This window comes from Rhabdochromatium marinum (assembly GCF_016583795.1).
GTDB classification, from domain to species: Bacteria; Pseudomonadota; Gammaproteobacteria; order Chromatiales; family Chromatiaceae; genus Rhabdochromatium; species Rhabdochromatium marinum.
Genome location: NZ_NRRS01000021.1, coordinates 1 through 15,904, shown reverse-complemented (window position 1 = coordinate 15,904; position 15,904 = coordinate 1). Strand labels below are relative to the sequence as shown.

15 protein-coding genes are annotated in these 15,904 nt (G+C 59.1%); 12 read left to right on the top strand and 3 right to left on the bottom strand.

Annotated features, from left to right (window positions below; translation table 11 throughout):
* The first annotated feature begins 12 nt into the window (after positions 1-12).
* The 9 genes from CKO36_RS08475 to pap all read left to right on the top strand — a co-directional run bounded on the left by CKO36_RS08475 (position 13) and on the right by pap (position 9,800).
* A complete protein-coding gene (locus CKO36_RS08475; protein ID WP_200283352.1) occupies positions 13-342 on the top strand; it encodes a hypothetical protein in 330 nt (109 codons plus the stop codon).
* Positions 343-420: 78 nt separating this feature from the next.
* On the top strand, positions 421-1,602 hold the full coding sequence (locus CKO36_RS08470) for a phosphoglycerate kinase (RefSeq protein ID WP_200283349.1): 1,182 nt from the start codon (positions 421-423) through the stop codon (positions 1,600-1,602).
* Between the two features lie 6 nt (positions 1,603-1,608).
* Positions 1,609-3,057 carry a pyruvate kinase gene (gene pyk / locus CKO36_RS08465; protein ID WP_200283346.1) on the top strand — a complete coding sequence of 483 codons (1,449 nt, stop codon included), beginning with the start codon at positions 1,609-1,611 and terminating at the stop codon, positions 3,055-3,057.
* A gap of 64 nt (positions 3,058-3,121) precedes the next feature.
* Positions 3,122-4,186, top strand: coding sequence for a class II fructose-bisphosphate aldolase (fba, locus tag CKO36_RS08460; RefSeq protein WP_200283343.1), 1,065 nt, complete (start codon positions 3,122-3,124; stop codon positions 4,184-4,186).
* A 132-nt stretch (positions 4,187-4,318) separates the two neighbouring features.
* Positions 4,319-4,813, top strand: a complete 495-nt coding sequence (locus CKO36_RS08455; protein ID WP_200283340.1) for a hypothetical protein — start codon at positions 4,319-4,321, stop codon at positions 4,811-4,813.
* 28 nt (positions 4,814-4,841) lie between these two features.
* Positions 4,842-5,528: a biliverdin-producing heme oxygenase gene (locus CKO36_RS08450; protein ID WP_200283337.1), complete on the top strand. Its 687-nt coding sequence runs from the start codon at positions 4,842-4,844 to the stop codon at positions 5,526-5,528.
* Positions 5,528-6,802 (top strand): glycosyltransferase, encoded by a 1,275-nt coding sequence (locus CKO36_RS08445; protein WP_200283335.1) that lies wholly within the window; start codon positions 5,528-5,530, stop codon positions 6,800-6,802. The genes CKO36_RS08450 and CKO36_RS08445 overlap by 1 nt, the downstream gene beginning before the upstream one ends.
* Positions 6,783-8,084 carry a glycoside hydrolase family 2 TIM barrel-domain containing protein gene (locus CKO36_RS08440; RefSeq protein WP_200283331.1) on the top strand — a complete coding sequence of 434 codons (1,302 nt, stop codon included), beginning with the start codon at positions 6,783-6,785 and terminating at the stop codon, positions 8,082-8,084. Before CKO36_RS08445 ends, CKO36_RS08440 begins: the two co-directional genes overlap by 20 nt.
* 147 nt (positions 8,085-8,231) lie before the next feature.
* Positions 8,232-9,800 carry a polyphosphate:AMP phosphotransferase gene (gene pap / locus CKO36_RS08435; protein ID WP_200283328.1) on the top strand — a complete coding sequence of 523 codons (1,569 nt, stop codon included), beginning with the start codon at positions 8,232-8,234 and terminating at the stop codon, positions 9,798-9,800.
* A 38-nt stretch (positions 9,801-9,838) separates the two neighbouring features.
* On the opposite strand, the gene lysM is transcribed toward pap, so the two are convergent.
* The 3 genes from lysM to CKO36_RS08420 form a co-directional block, all read right to left on the bottom strand.
* Positions 9,839-10,318 carry a peptidoglycan-binding protein LysM gene (lysM, locus tag CKO36_RS08430; RefSeq protein ID WP_207161419.1) on the bottom strand — a complete coding sequence of 160 codons (480 nt, stop codon included), beginning with the start codon at positions 10,316-10,318 and terminating at the stop codon, positions 9,839-9,841.
* Positions 10,315-11,241, bottom strand: a complete 927-nt coding sequence (locus CKO36_RS08425) for an isoaspartyl peptidase/L-asparaginase family protein (RefSeq protein WP_200283325.1) — start codon at positions 11,239-11,241, stop codon at positions 10,315-10,317. The genes lysM and CKO36_RS08425 overlap by 4 nt, the downstream gene beginning before the upstream one ends.
* A gap of 70 nt (positions 11,242-11,311) precedes the next feature.
* A complete protein-coding gene (locus tag CKO36_RS08420) occupies positions 11,312-12,394 on the bottom strand; it encodes an ATP-grasp domain-containing protein (RefSeq protein WP_200283322.1) in 1,083 nt (360 codons plus the stop codon).
* 360 nt (positions 12,395-12,754) lie between these two features.
* Here CKO36_RS08420 and CKO36_RS08415 point away from each other — a divergent pair, with 360 nt between their 5' ends.
* From CKO36_RS08415 to CKO36_RS08405, 3 genes are read left to right on the top strand one after another with little or no spacing between them, the layout of a single operon-like run.
* A complete protein-coding gene (locus CKO36_RS08415) occupies positions 12,755-13,555 on the top strand; it encodes a DUF2189 domain-containing protein (protein ID WP_242469470.1) in 801 nt (266 codons plus the stop codon).
* Positions 13,556-13,558: 3 nt separating this feature from the next.
* Positions 13,559-14,281, top strand: a complete 723-nt coding sequence (locus CKO36_RS08410) for a sulfotransferase family 2 domain-containing protein (protein WP_200283319.1) — start codon at positions 13,559-13,561, stop codon at positions 14,279-14,281.
* Positions 14,281-15,813 (top strand): BCCT family transporter, encoded by a 1,533-nt coding sequence (locus CKO36_RS08405; protein WP_200283317.1) that lies wholly within the window; start codon positions 14,281-14,283, stop codon positions 15,811-15,813. The genes CKO36_RS08410 and CKO36_RS08405 overlap by 1 nt, the downstream gene beginning before the upstream one ends.
* Positions 15,814-15,904: the final 91 nt, after the last annotated feature.

Below are 15,904 nucleotides of genomic sequence, written 5' to 3'. Positions count from 1 at the left end.
GAGCATTGAGCCATGTTGCGTACAGCTTGGACGATTTTGTTCTTGGTTTTCGGTTACTCAACCCTGGCCTTGGCGGGTGACTATTACATCAATATCACCAACAGCACGGGCTATACCATTGACTATCTCTATGTCAGCCCGGCGAGTTCCGATGACTGGCAGGACGATGTGCTCGGCGATGATGTGCTGCCAAATGGCTATCGTGGCAAAGTTACCCTTCGCGGGTTTGACTCCCCCATCTTCGACATCCAGTTGGAGGATGAAGAAGGCGATACCTACACCTTTTATGACTTCAATGTTGAAAAATACGATCTTGAAGTCAAACCTGGCGATATCGATTGAGGCGCTCATGTCCTCTCATGGTTGCGCTGTATCGTATCCAATCGCCTATTTGCTCAATTTCCGGAGGAAAGTTGTCCCATGTCCTTCACCAAACTCTCTGATCTTGATCTCGCTGGTAAGCGTGTACTGATTCGCTCCGACCTCAACGTCCCGGTGAAGGACGGCAAGGTGACTTCGGATGCGCGCATCACCGCTTCCCTGCCCACTTTTGAGCACTGCCTGAAAGCCGGTGCCAAAGTCATGGTGATGTCCCATTTGGGGCGTCCGGAAGAAGGCGTCTATTCTGAGGAAAACTCGCTGGCTCCGGTCGCGGCCGATCTCGGCGCCAAGATGGGCCGCGAGGTGCGTCTGGTAAAGGACTATCTTGAGACAGCTCCGGAAGTTGCCGACGGTGAGCTGGTATTGCTCGAAAACGTCCGTTTCAATAAGGGCGAGAAAAAGGACAATGAAGACCTGGCCAAGCAGTACGCCAGTCTGTGCGACGTGTATGTGATGGATGCCTTTGGCACCGCGCACCGCGCCCAGGCGTCCACCCATGGCGCGGGTAAGTTCGCGCCTGCGGCCTGCGCCGGTCTGCTGCTGGCCGAGGAGCTGGACGCGCTGCAGAAGGCGCTGGCTAAGCCTAAGCGGCCCATGGTTGCCATTGTGGGCGGTTCCAAGGTTTCCACCAAGCTGACGGTGCTGGAGTCGCTGTCAACCAAGGTCGATCAACTGGTAGTCGGTGGTGGCATTGCCAATACCTTTATTAAGGCTGCCGGTCACAATGTCGGCAAATCGCTGTGTGAGGATGATCTGGTTGCGACTGCCAAGGCGCTGATGGAAAAAGCCGAGGCCGCTGGTGCCACCATCCCGATCGCGACCGACGTGGTGGTCGGCAAGCAGTTCAATGAAAACGAGCCGGCGGTGCAGAAAAAGGCCGACGCGGTGGCGGATGACGACATGATCTTCGACATCGGCCCCGATAGTGCTAATGCCCTGGCCGAAATCATCAAAAAGGCCGGCACCGTGGTCTGGAACGGCCCGGTGGGGGTGTTCGAGTTTGATCAGTTCGGCGCGGGCACCAAGACCATTTCCATGGCCATCGCTGAGACCGACGCCTTTACCCTGGCCGGTGGTGGTGACACCATTGCGGCCATTCAGAAATACGACATCTATGACAAGGTGTCCTATATTTCCACCGCTGGTGGTGCCTTTCTGGAGTATCTGGAAGGCAAGGTGCTCCCGGCAGTCGCCATGCTTGAGGCGCGAGCCAAGGATTAAACCCTGATGCCAAGACGGACCAAAATTGTCGCCACCTTTGGGCCGGCCACGGATGCCCCGGGCGTGCTGGAGGCCATGATTGATGCCGGACTCAATGTCGTGCGGCTCAATATGTCGCACGACAGCCATGAAAGTCAGCGCAAACGTGTGCAGCAGGTGCGCACAACCGCGCGCGCCAAGGGCTGGCCGTTGGGAATCCTGATCGATCTGCAGGGCCCCAAGATCCGCATCGGTCGCTTCGCTGATGGTCCGATTGAGCTGCGCACTGGCGGTGACTTTGCCATTGATGCCGCTTGTCCGCTTGAGGCCGGTGATGCGACCCGAGTGGGGACCACCCTGCCGAGTATGGTCGAAGATGTGGTTCCCGGCGATGTGCTGTTGCTGGATGACGGTGCCATTGAACTGGAAGTGACCGCTGTGCAGGGGCCGCGCATCCAATGTCGGGTGCGACATGGCGGCAAGCTGTCGAACAGCAAGGGTATCAATAAGAAGGGCGGTGGGCTTTCGGCTCCGGCGCTGACTGAGAAGGATAAAGCGGATATTCAGTTCGCCGCCGAGGTCGAGGCCGATTATGTTGCCGTCTCTTTTGTCTGCAACGGTGATGATGTGCGCCAAGCCCGCGCGCTGCTGCAAGCGGCTGGAGGGCAGGGAGGCATTGTTGCCAAGATTGAGCGTGCCGAGGCTCTGGGCGCCTTGGACGACATCATCGATACCGCCGATGCGGTCATGGTGGCGCGTGGCGACCTGGGGGTCGAAATTGGCGATGCTGAGCTGCCGGCGGTGCAGAAACGCCTGATCAGTCTGGCGCGCGAGCGCAACAGTGTGGTGATCACCGCCACGCAGATGATGCAGTCGATGATCGAAAACCCCATCCCAACTCGGGCTGAAGTGTTTGATGTGGCCAATGCTGTGCTGGATGGCACCGACGCGGTGATGCTCTCGGCTGAGACCTCCATCGGCAAAAATCCCGCCAAGGTGGTCGATTCCATGTCGCGCATTTGCGCCGAGGCCGAGAAGGAACGCCTGGTGCGCCGCTCGTCCCATCGTCTGGATACCGTTTTTGGCCGAGTAGACGAAGCCATTGCAATGGCAGCGATGTACACGGCCAATCATCTCGGTGTCAAGGCCATCGCGGCTTTGACCGAATCCGGTTCGACGGTGAAATGGATGTCGCGCATCAGCTCCGGTATCCCCATTTATGCCATGACCCGACAAGTCGCGACGCGACGCAAGGTCACGCTGTTTCGGGGGGTCTACCCGATTCGGTTCGATGTCTCCAGCGCCAATATCCACGAGGTCAACAAGGAAGTGATTGCAGAGCTGTTGCGCCAGGGAACGGTGCAGAACGGGGATCTGGTTCTCATCACCAAAGGCGATCGCTGCGGTGTGGAGGGACAGACCAACATCATGAAGATTATGCGTGTCGGCGAGCATCATCTGCTCGCTGACGATTGACGGGCCAGGCTGGCCGTCAAGCGCAGGATTCAAGTTTTTACGTCAACGACAGAGGAGTATTGCAATGGCCCTCATTTCGCTTCGCCAAATGCTGGATCATGCGGCCGAATACCAGTACGGTGTTCCTGCATTTAACGTCAACAATCTTGAGCAAATGCGCGCGATCATGGAGGCGGCCGATGAAACCGACTCCCCGGTCATCGTGCAGGCCTCAGCCGGTGCGCGTAAGTATGCCGGTGCACCCTTTCTGCGTCATTTGATTCTGGCCGCCATTGAGGAATGGCCGCATATTCCAGTGTGCATGCACCAGGATCACGGCACCTCCATGCCGGTGTGCCAGCGTTCCATTCAGCTGGGCTTCAGCTCGGTCATGATGGATGGCTCGCTGGGCGAAGATGGCAAGACCCCAACCACCTATGAGTACAACGTCGATGTCACCCGCAAGGTGGTCGAGATGTCCCACGCCTGCGGCGTTTCGGTCGAAGGTGAGCTGGGTTGCCTGGGTTCACTCGAAACCGGTCAGGCTGGCGAGGAAGACGGCATCGGTGCCGAGGGGACGCTGGATCACAGCCAGCTGCTGACCGATCCTAATGAAGCCGCCGACTTTGTCAACAAAACTCATGTTGATGCCCTGGCCATTGCCATTGGCACCTCGCATGGCGCGTACAAGTTTACCCGGCCGCCGACGGGCGACATTCTGGCGATCAGCCGCATCAAGGAAATCCATGAGCGCATCCCCACGGTGCACTTGGTCATGCACGGTTCCTCTTCGGTGCCCCAGGAGTGGCTGAAAATCATCGACCAGTTCGGTGGTGACATGGGCGAGACCTATGGTGTGCCAGTCGAGGAAATCGCCGAAGGTATCAAGCATGGCGTGCGCAAGGTTAATATCGACACCGATCTGCGCATGGCTTCCACCGGCGCGATTCGCAAGCACTTGGCTGAAAATCGCAAGAACTTTGATCCGCGCAAGTATTTTGCTGCCGCCACCACGGCGATGAAGGACATCTGCAAGGCCCGCTACGAAGCCTTCGGTACCGCCGGCAACGCCAGCAAGATCACGGCGTTGTCGCTGGATGCCATGACTGAGCGCTATACTAAGGGTGAACTTGACCCGAAAGTAAAGTAACGGGCGCAGCCTGCGTTACAATGTAACAGACGAAGGGCGCTGCGGCGCCCTTTTTTCTCCCATTGGTTGCCAGTCGGCTTCTTTTGTTTGGGTCTCTCACTTGGCCACAATGGAGGTCAGGAGTCAGGCGTTGTGGCTCGCGTACGTGCAAGATCGATCTATCGACCGCAAATTATTGCGGCGCGCAAGGAATGGGTCGGCTGGTTTTTGATTGTGATGTTGCTGCTGACGCCCTGGCTGCTGTCGGCGGCTTCGCCGTGGCTGGTGCAGCAGTTCATGGCGATGCCATCGCGCTATGAGGCTCAGGTGTTGGCTTTGCGTCACGAGCGCAAACGACTGCGGCGCTTACAACAGCGCAGCCAGGCGCTGGAGGTGCGCATTGCGCAACTGGAATTTGACTTGCTGATTGACCGGCAAGCCAATCGGCTCGCAGCTAAGCAAATCCAGGCTCTGAAGCTTGAGCGCGCGCACCTGCAACAGAGCGCGGTGGATTTGCGGCAATTGCTTGGCGCCAATGCGCCAGCGTTCGTGGCTCCCGGATGTCTGGGCGATCTGGATGACGGGCACTGCAAGGTGTCTCTCATGCAAGATTTCAATGAGCTGCCAGCTGAGCGTAGTGAGCATTAAGCCGCTGGTCGATCAAATTTTTTTGTTTATGTTAACAACAGATTCACCCGTTGGGCGTCCTGGTGCGCTGATGAACGAACTGCGCACCAGGACCGCCGCGCTGCATGCCGCAACCGAAGCCTTGCCCCTGATGCGCAATCTGATGGCGCCGGAAGTGGACGCAGCCATCTATCGAGCCTACCTCACCGCCATGGCCAGCCCCTATGCGCTGATCGAGCCGCATCTTTATGCACGGTGCTCGCAGGCCCTGTTGATCCGGCTGGGGGTGCGCCCCAAGTTGCCGGCGCTTCAGCGCGATCTGGCCGCACTCAAGATCCCTCTACCGCCCGCGCATAGTGACCAATCCGATGACCTGCTGCATCTGGTGCGCGACGAGGCCGAAGCGCTTGGTGGGCTCTATGTCCTGGAAGGCGCCACCCTCGGCGGGCGAGTCATTTCACAACGGCTCAAACGCAATCTCGGCCCCCAGGCCGAGACACTGCCGTTTGATTTTCTTGGCACTCAAGCCGATCCCTCACCCGCCGCCGATTGGCGTCACTTTAGTGCCGCGCTCGAAAACGAGGTTTGCTTGCAGCACCACGATCCCGAGCGGATCCTGGGCGCCGCTGTGGCCGTCTTTGACTTCCTGCATCAAGCGCTCAGTCGCTCGGTGTCGGTGTCGGAATCCAGGGATTGGCCGCAGCCTGAGGCGGCAGCCGCAAGGCTTCGCTCCTAATGCTGGCCGCTCTGCGGGAATGGCTGCTTGCCCAGCAGCTCACCCTGTTTTTGGGCATTGTTGGTTATTTCTGGGCGAACTGGATGTTCAAGCTCCTGCTGGCGCAGTTTTACCGCCCGATCCGGCAGGGCTACGGCAAAGCGGTATCCGTCATCATGCCGGTTTACAACGAAGATCGTGAAGTATTGCGCCAATCGCTTAGCCTGCTCCTGGCCCGTCCGGCGTGGGAAGTGGCTGAGCTGATTGTCATTACCGATCGCCGCGAGCCTGACCTGATTCCCTGGCTGAAGGCCAATCTGCCAACAGATGCGCGGCTGCGACTGGCCACGGGTCAGTTTTCCGGCAAACGGTTTTCACTGCGCTTGGGGATTGAACTCGCGCGCTCCGAGGTGGTGGTCTCGGTGGAGTCGGATGTGTTGGTGCGCCCCGATGCGATTTGCGAACTGATCAAGCCGTTTGATCGCGCCGATGTGGGCGGTGTGGTTGGAGATCAGCAAGTCTATGAGCCCTTGCGTACGATGTGGACCTTTTTTGACTTTCTCTGTGAAAAAGTCAAGTATTCCATCGGTTATCCCGCTTTTAGCCTGTGGCGACAGGTGCCCGTACTGGCCGGGCGCACCGTGGCCTATCGCCGCGCAGCTGTGCTGCCCCTGCTTGATGGTCTGACCCACGAGACCTTTTTAGGGCGCCGCTGCATCTCCGGTGACGATGGCCGCATAACCAGTCTGCTGCTCGAAAGCGGCTGGCGCACGCTCTATCAAGCCACAGCCGTGGTTGAAACCATCTCGCCAGATAGTCCCAAAGCTCTCTTTATGCAGCGCACCCGCTGGTACCGTAACACCTGCCGGCGCACGCTGCGGGCGCTGTTCTGGGATCGATTGTGGGTGTGGCGCTCCTATCCGCTGGTCACCTGGGGCATGATTGCCGCTTGGCTGAATCCGCTGCTGGTGGGCGTCTTGCTCTTTTTGCTCGGGCACAGCCTCTGGAGCGGACATTTCTGGTGGTTCGGACCAGATGCCGGTGGTGTGACCCTGCGCATTGCCCTGCTACTGCTGGGGCTGACTCTGACCCGAAGCCTGCGCGCCTGGCCGGGGTATCGCGCGCTTGCCGCCCATCGTCCAGGCTGGCGGTGGTTCCTGGTGTTGCTGCTGCCCTTCTACTTGGTGTTTTTGTGGCTCATTCGGCTCTACGCCATTGCCACCTTCAACCGACAGGGTTGGGTGACCCGTCAAACCATGGCGGCTGGTGGGGTCAATGCGCGTTTTAAGTCTTAATCCAAGGCTCTGCTTGGTGTTGTTGTTCCTGGCACTGATGCCGCTGACATTGCGACCAGCATTCGCGCTTGGGACCACCATCAGTGGCAAGCCGGGTGACTGGAGCCTGCAGCTGGACGGCCAGCCGTTTTTTATTCAGGGCGTCGGCTGTCGTGAGCGCATGGGCGCTGATGGCACGAATTATTTGGCACTTGCCGAAGAACTTGGCGCCAATGCCGTGCGCACCTGGGGCCTGGAAAGTACCAACCAGCGCTACCTGGACGAGGCCCAGGCGCGCGGATTACAGGTGAATGTCGGCATCTGGCTTCCCCACCCAGGCAGCGCGGTGCACCCGAATCTGACCTATACCCAGCCCGACCACCCGCAACTCAAAGCCGTGCGCAAGCAGGTACGCGCCTATGTGCGCCGCTACAAGGATCACCCGGCGGTGATGCTCTGGACGCTGGGCAATGAAGTCTTTTATGCCGCTGGTAAGGACGCGCGTGAAATTGCCGGTATCAAGGCCTTCTTGCAGTCGCTCGCGCGCATGGTAAAACAGGAAGACCCGGCGCATCTGGTGAGCTATGCGGCGGCTGGATGGCGGCGTGCCCGGCACCTGAGGGAGGTGTCGGCGATTGATGTGGTTGGTGTTAACCACTACGGGGATGTCTTGCGCCTCCGCTGGAAACTGAAGCAACTGGGAGAGACCCGACCCTTCATCCTGACCGAAATGGGACCGATTCGCCCGGAAGACAGCGGTCGCGATCACCTTGAGGTGCCGATTGATCCCTCCGACATCGACAAAGCCCAGCGTTACCAGCTTTATCTGGCCCAGCTCAGGGCGCGTGCACGGCACAGCTTTGGGGCCTTTGTTTTTATGCTTGGTGACCCCAAGCCCGATGACCAGACCTGGTGGCCATTGACGCTCGGTGAGCAAAAACGCCTCACCTACGCAGCGGTACAAGCGTTTTATACCGGAAAGGAGGCGGCTAACCGCCCACCTTTATGTGCGGCTGTGCGTATTGCGGTGTCTGAATTGGCGCCAAAAGAAGCCTTTACTCTTGATGTCATCGCGGCTGACCCCGATGGCGACTCGCTGAGCTTTGGGGCAAATTTCTGGCCGCTTGACAGCTGGCGTCAACAAAAAGCCGCCGATCTGGTGAAGGCTCGGTTTGAGTTTCAAACGCCGCAGCTGAAATTGCGCGCTCCCAAACGGCAAGGCCGCCACCTGCTGTTTGTGACAGCATCCGATGGTCAAGGCCATGTCTGCATCACGCGCGCTGCACTGCGTGTGAAGAACTGATGGGTTCAGGCCGGTGCGGCCTTGGCGCAGACCTGTGAGGCCGGCATCGGTTAGACTGACTGGCGTTTAGCGCGTTTTGAAATTCAGTCTTTCGGCCCGGTCTTCTGATCCAGTGAGGACCCAGTTTCGCAGCGGAGCAAAATCAGTATGTTCGAAGCCACCAAAGTCGGCCGTGCGGTCAGCAAGCAAGAGTTCAAGGAGCAACGCGATGAGTTGCGCACTCAGCTGTTGGAGGTGCAGCGGCAGTTGCGCGAAACCCAGATTCCGGTGATTGTCATTGTGGCCGGGGTGGAGGCGGCCGGTAAGGGCGAAGTGGTCAACCGGCTGAACGAATGGCTGGACACGCGTGGCCTGCAAACCTTTGCTTATTGGGATTTGAGCGACGAGGAGCGTGAACGCCCCAGATACTGGCGCTTTTGGCGCAGTTTGCCGCCGCGCGGCGAGATTGCCGTGTTGTTTGGTGGCTGGTATCTGGCGCCGATTGAGCATCGCTTTCAGGGCTTGTGCAACGATGCTGCGCTGGATGCCGAACTGAGTCGCATTGAGGACTTCGAGCGCATGCTGACTCAGGACGGCGCCCTGATTGTCAAATTCTGGTTTCATTTGAGCGAAAAGGATCAAAAGCGGCGGCTGAAGGATTTGTCGCGCGATGATCGCAGTCGCTGGAAGATGTTGCCGGAAAAGTCCAAGTTCTCCGAGCAGTATCAGCTCTTCGAGCATGTTGCCGAGCGTCTGATTCGCCAAACCGACCGCGGCATTGCGCCCTGGTATCTGGTCGAGGCGACCGACAGCCGCTATCGCGATCTGACCGTGGGTAAGACCCTGTTACAGGCCATTCGCACGCGTATTCGTCAACCGCTGCCGACTGAGCCGCCACCAACGGCCGACCCGCTTGACCTGCCCGACAGCGCCCCGGCGCAAATTACCCTGCTCGATCAGCTGGACTTGACACAAAAACTGGAACGCGATCTGTATAAATCCGAATTGAAGCGTTTGCAGAACGAGATCAACGAACTAACCTGGAAGGCTTATAAGAAAAAACGCACCACGGTGTTGGTATTCGAGGGCATGGATGCTGGCGGCAAGGGTGGTGCCATCCGTCGCATTACCAGCGCGGTGGACGCGCGCCTGTATCGCGCCATTCCAGTCGCAGCCCCTACGGACGAGGAAAAAGCCCACCATTATTTGTGGCGTTTCTGGCGCCACATTCCGCGTGAGGGCTCCATGATCATTTACGACCGTTCCTGGTATGGTCGGGTGCTGGTCGAGCGCGTCGAGGAATTCGCGACCGAATCGGAATGGCGCCGTGCCTACAGCGAAATCAACGACTTCGAGGAGCAGTTGGTCGAACATGGGGCCATTCTGCTGAAATTCTGGCTCCAGGTCAGCGATGACGAGCAACTGGCGCGTTTCCGTGATCGCGAAAATACGCCCTATAAGCAATACAAGATCACCGATGAGGACTGGCGCAACCGCGACAAAGCGCCGCAGTATAAGGCCGCTGTCAATGAGATGGTGGCGCGTACCAGCACGGAGTACGCTCCCTGGACCCTGGTGGAGGGTGACGACAAGCCCTTTGCGCGCATTAAGGTGCTCTCGACGCTCTGTGATCGGTTGCACGATGCCTTGAAAGAGAATGCCCCCAAAGTCGCCGGTTCCGTCACCCGCTGCGGCGATCAGGTTGAAATCACCGCAGAGGCTGGGGCGGATTCGTAGCGGGAGGGGCGGGCGCTGAACTCAGGCTAGCCGGTGCGTCAGGCCGGCTGGCGTGGGATGCGTATTTTCTGTCCGACAAAGATCAGATCCGGGTCTTTAATGACCTCGCGATTGGCTGCGAAGATGTGCGGGTAGGCAGTGGCATCGTCATAAAATTGCTGGGCAATTTTCGACAGGGTATCGCCTGCTTCGATCAGATAGTAATCGACTTCTTCCACGGCTGCGGGCGCCGCTACGGCGCTCGCGTCAACCTCGGCAATTCCCTGGACATTGCCGGCCATCAGCACGGCCTTTTCTAGTGCCGCTGCCTCCTCGGCGCGACCGGAAATCGCTACAGTGCCGTCTTTCACCTTGACATCCAGGTCTTGAATGCCCGGATTATCGGCTTCTAACATTTCACGGATTTTTTGATCCGCTTCGGACTCCTTGCCGAATATCCGCCGCCCGACATCTTTTGCAAATCCGAATAATTCCACGCCTGTTCCTCCGTTGGTGTGTGAGTGAGTGCGGCGCTTCAAAACTGGCAGTGACTGGCGCCGCCGTGCTCGATCCAGCCGTGGATCATTTTCTTGGTGGTCATGGCGCTGGCGCACTGGCCCTGATGATCAATGCAAATCAGTCCGCCGCGACCGCCGATCTTACGGCGAAAATGCTTGAGCGCGAATTCAACCGCGCCATTGGCATCCAAGCCACGGTATTCGATCAGATCGCCCGCCATTTTTGCAAGCGCTGTGCGGATAAAATCCTCACCATAGCCGGTGGTGGAGATGGCGCCGCTGGCGTTGTCGGCATAGACACCGGCGCCGATGATGCAGGAGTCACCGATGCGTCCAAGGCGCTTGTTGACAATGCCGCCGGTTGAGGTTGCGGCGGCCAGATTGCCATTGAGATCGCGCGCCACTGCGCCGATGGTGCCATATTTCTGTGCCTCGCCGGACTCATCATGATCGAGCATGATAGCCCGGTGCACTTTGGCCTGCTCGAGCTGAGCGATCCGTTCGGGGGTGCGGAAGTAATCATCGGGTGTGATGGGAACGCCGCAATATTCCGCATAGCGTCGTGCGCCCTCGCCACAGAGCAGGACGTGTTCGCTGCCGTCCATGATTAGGCGCGCCAGTTGAACCGGATTGGCGATGCCACTGACGCCGGCGACGGCACCGGCGGCCAGATCGCGACCATCCATGATACCAGCGTCCATTTCCACCTGGCCGTCCTCATTGAGCACTGAGCCACAGCCGGCGTTAAACAGCGGATTATCTTCGAGTTCCGAGGCGCAGCTTTCCACCGCTTCCACGGCTGTGCCGCCGCGCGCGAGGATCTCGCGACCGAATTCCAGTACTAGGCGGATACTTTCAAGATAGCGCACAGCGATGGCCTGATCGCGCACATTGTCAAGCGCGCCAGCGCCGCCGTGGATCATTAAGGAATAGCTGGAAGTCATGGTGCAAGGCTGTCGCGGTCAGTGGCCGACGGCCAGATCACGGCGGCCGCCGGAGATGGATTGCAGGCTATTAACAGCGGGTGGTCAGCTCGGCAGCCAGTGCCTCTTGCTGCGTGCGATCACCGGCCAGCAGGGCCAGGTATTTGCCCACCTGGATGGGTCCCCAGTTGACCAGAACCACCCCGGTACCTGTTGTTGGATCATACTCTAGCCCACTCAGGTCCAGATCGGCTAGTCGCCGATGGCGGGTGCCAAAGGCCAGTGCAAGCCATTCGCGAATGCCGAGTTTGTCCGCAATCAGGGTCGGGTAGGAGGCACCGTTATAGCGCGGGTTGCATTCAATGGCCAGATACTCAGTGCCCTCCGCTGCCTCCAGCACCGCCAGATCGAATGCAAACAGGCCGCGTATGCCGCGCTCGCCCAGCCAGTTAGCCAAGGGATCGACCAATTCCCAGGGTGCCTGCGAGGCCGGATGGCGGTTGCCCTGGTGCACATAGCCATCGAGCACCTGCTCGGTGGCTGCCAATCGTCTGACGGCGCCCTCTTCGCAGCTGTATTGCAGGTTCAGAAAGGTCGTGGCGCGGACTTCCTGCTGAATTTGCACGGCCAGGTCCGGTGCGAACTGGCGGCAGGCCTCACGCAGCTCGGCGGCGTTGGTGCAGCGGAAAATACCAACACCGGAGACAGAAATGGCGGCTTTCAGATAACAGGGAAACTCGGTGGCCGCGATGTCATCCTCCTGGATGGCGCTCACCTGGGCAAAGCATCGGGTGACGGGGACTGGGACGCCGAGCCGCTGGGCATGGGTCATGAAGGCGTTTTTGCAGTTGATGGTCGCGACAGTCTCATACCAGGACGGATCCGGGCGGACCTGATGCTCGGCGGAGCCAAAAAAGAATACCGACAGCCGATGCTCGGTCAAATCCCGTAGCCGGGTGCGGTCAATATCCCAGATAACCTGTTGGCTGTGGCGCAGCCCAATGCGCTGATAATGGGCGCAGAGCGCGTCCCAGTCCGCGCGCAGTTGCGGGTGCAGCATTAAGACATCCTCGGGCTCGCTGATGCCAACCGCGCGTCCCGAATACAAATGATTACCCAGCACCCCGTCAGCTGTGCAATGCATGATGTCGTGGTAAAGAACCCGGCTCTTCATGATCTGCGCTCCGCTTAATCGCAATCGCATTGGCAACACCCAACCTGTAAGTATAAGCATAAATCATGCCGTCCATCTGAGTGGGCCATGGAAGCGCTGCTGCTCACGCTGGGTTGGCTACAGCGGTGTTGGTGATGTGGCTCAAATGGTGCGAACCGCAGCCAGCGGCGCACCATGGCGGCGCATCTGCGGTCCCCCTTGTAATTTTGACCGGCTTTCTCAATTATTCAGTGAAGGTCTGATTGTGGTGGCACAGCACCGCTCAGCCTGACCGCACCTGACGCGATTGCTCAGGACCCCAGCCCCTCCCTGCTTGAGGAATTCATGATGCCAAGCTCTATAATGAATCCGGATCAGGCTATGGATCTGGATCAAGCCGTTACCACTTCCGCTGCAAAGGCCGTCGATGATGGCATTCGCGTGAACCGTATTACCCTGGCTCAGCCGTGGGAATGGCTGGCAAAAGGCTGGGATGACTTGCGCCAGGCGCGCCGATACAGCCTGACCTATGGCGCGGTGCTGGTGCTGATCAGCGTGCTCATGACCTGGGCATTGGTATCCAAGGGCTATACCTTTATCGTGCCCTTTTTGGCGGCGGGGTTTTATTTGCTGGCGCCCGTGATTGGGCTGGGACTGTATCAGATCAGCGCGCATGTCGAAAAGCACGAACCCCTGCAATTTTGTCATGCACTGGAGGCTTGGCGGCGCAATCAGGGGCAGCTGAGTATTATTACGGCTGGACTTATCATTATTATGCAGTTCTGGATGCTGGCTAATTTCTTTCTGTTCGCGCTGCTTTACACCAGCATTCACCCGCCGTTGGAGAATTTTTTTCGCGTGGTGTTCCTGTCGGGTGAGAACAATGTCTTTGTTTTTGCCAGCGTGCTGGTGGGTTTCGTGCTGGCTGGTATCGCTTACGCCATCAGTGCAATTTCGGTGCCCATGCTGGTGGATCGGAAAATCGATGGCTTCACGGCCATTCGCACCAGTGTTAAGGCGGTGACAACCAACTGGCTACCCATGGGATTCTGGGCGGTGATTATCGTCACCTGCGTTGGCCTGGGGTTTCTGACGCTTTATATCGGACTGGTCATCGCCATGCCGCTGCTCGGCCATGCCACCTGGCACGCCTATCGCGATTTGGTTCCGGTGGATCAATAGCCCATGCTGCTTTCGCCCGGACATGGTTTTTTGTTTGTACATATCGCCAAAACAGGCGGCACCAGCGTGCGCGCGGCTCTGGGCCGGCTGCGCTGGCGCGATCCCTGGTACTGGCCGATCTTCCTGTGCGCGCGCCTGAGCCACCTGAGCGGGCATCGGCTGGCGGTCAAGCTACCCCGTCATGCCAAGCTGATTGCCGCCAAGGAATTACTCCCGCACGAAGTCTTTGCCGGATTGTTTAAGTTTGCCTTTGTGCGCAATCCCTGGGATTTGCAGGTCAGCTCGTATCACCATATCCGCCGCGAGCGTCCACATTATTTGGGCGGACATGACACTTTCACCGACTTTTTGCGCTGGAAGCTCGACCCGCAGCGCCCTTACCAGTATCACATTGACACTTCAATCGAACGCCAAAGTGACTATCTGATTGATTTGCACGGACAGCTGTGTGTCGATTTTATCGGCCGTTACGAACAGCTGAACCAGGATTTTGCCCATATCTGCCAGCATCTGCACCTGCGCATCCCAGCCTTGCCGCATCACCGCCGCGCGGCTGATCGCGACTCGGATTACCGCCACTATTACACCGATGAGACCGCAGAGTGGATCGCCCGGCATTTCGCGCGCGACATTGAACTCTTTGGCTATCAGTTCGACCCCCGGCAACCCCATCAGCCAGCGGCGGAAGCCAGCGCCCTGTTTGACATCTCGGGTTTGCAGTCATAATGGAGTCTCGCGATCACCAGTCGGCCCTGGTGGCCAACCAGGCGGCGGAGTCCAGCATCATCCGCACGCTGATCAGCCTCAGTCTGGGCTTGCCACTGCTGACCATCGCCTGGGGGCTGGTCGATGCGCAGGCTGCCGTGCATGCCCAGCGCATCGCCGCATCATTGCTGCATTGTCTGTACTGGCTCAACACGCCGGTGGCGACTCTGCTGTTGGGTCTGCTGTTGTGGGTGGCGCTGGGTGCACGCGGGCGCCAGCGGCTTGGCGGCCTCAGCCATCCAGAGTTCAGCCGTCTGGCCTGGTTTGCCATGCTGCTGACAGCGGGGCTGGGCAGTCAGCTGATTGTTTGGGGGGGCGTGGCGCCCTGGCCGGAGCTGTCGCAATACCAATACCCTGATAGGTCGCCCGATACCGCTCTGGCGGCGCTGGCCCAGGCTCAATTCCACTGGGGCCTGCATGCCTGGGTCTGGGCCCTGGTCTGCGCGCGGTTGCTGGCGCTTCAGCCCCGCCATCTGGGAACCTCGAACCTTTATGCACCACAAACCTGGCGGCTCGGCGTGCGGACTGCCACGGAGCTGGCGCTGCTGCTGGGAGCGGTTTTTGCGCTCATACTGGCGATGCCGCTGGGCGCTGGGTGGCTGACATCCGGGCTCAGTCAGCTGAGCGGCTATGCCCTGGCTCAAACCACCGAGGTGGTGGTGCTGCTGGTAATCGTGCTGGTGGCCTCCCTGGCGGCTATCGCTGGACTGCAACGCGGCCTCAAACCCCTGGCGCTGGCGGCAAGCCTGGCGTTGCTGGGGTTGATGGTGGTGGTGTGGATCAGTGGCGGGGCACTCGATGGCGCCAAACTGACCATTGCCACTATTGGGGAGTATCTGAGCGCGTTGCCCCGCCTGAGTTTTGCGACTCAGCCGTTCTTGACCGGGCATGGCGGCCATTGGTCTGGCGATTGGACGCAACAGGCGTTCATCCGCTGTCTGCTGTCAGCCCCGCTGGTTGGGCTGTTTATCGCCCGCATTTCGCGCGGACGCCCTCTGCGCGAGCTGTTATTGGCCGGCCTGCTGGTGCCGACACTGGTGAGTTTCCTGTGGATCAGTCTAGCCGACGGCGCGCAGCTGCGACTGGCACTTGCCGCTGACTCCAGCTCCATGCATAGCCACAGCACTATGACCGCCCTCGATGCTTGGGCGCTGTTTGAGCCCGGGGTGTTCAGTGCCCCTGCGCTAACCTTGGGACTTGGCCTGGGCCTGCTCGCCGCCAGCGGACTGCTGGCAGCCATGCTGGGCGCTCAGCTCTACGCACTGGCGAATCTGACCACAGCTGGCGGGTGTGACTCGTCCTGGCGTATGCGACTATTCTGGTGCCTGGCGCTTGGCGTGCTGGGGCTCGGATTGCTGTTGATCAAAGGTGAGGCTGCGGCTCAAGCCGCAGCCCTGGTCGCTGGCATTGGCACTCTGATTGCGCTCTTGGCGCTGAGTTTGAATTTGCTTCGCAGGCTAAGGGCCTGTCACAAAATAAGTGTCTCACTTTGAGGGCTGCTGCTATGCTTATGGCATGGTCAATGGCGACACACTAAAACGGCGGTTTGAGCTTCTTGAACCGGTTCTTGATGAACGGTTGCGT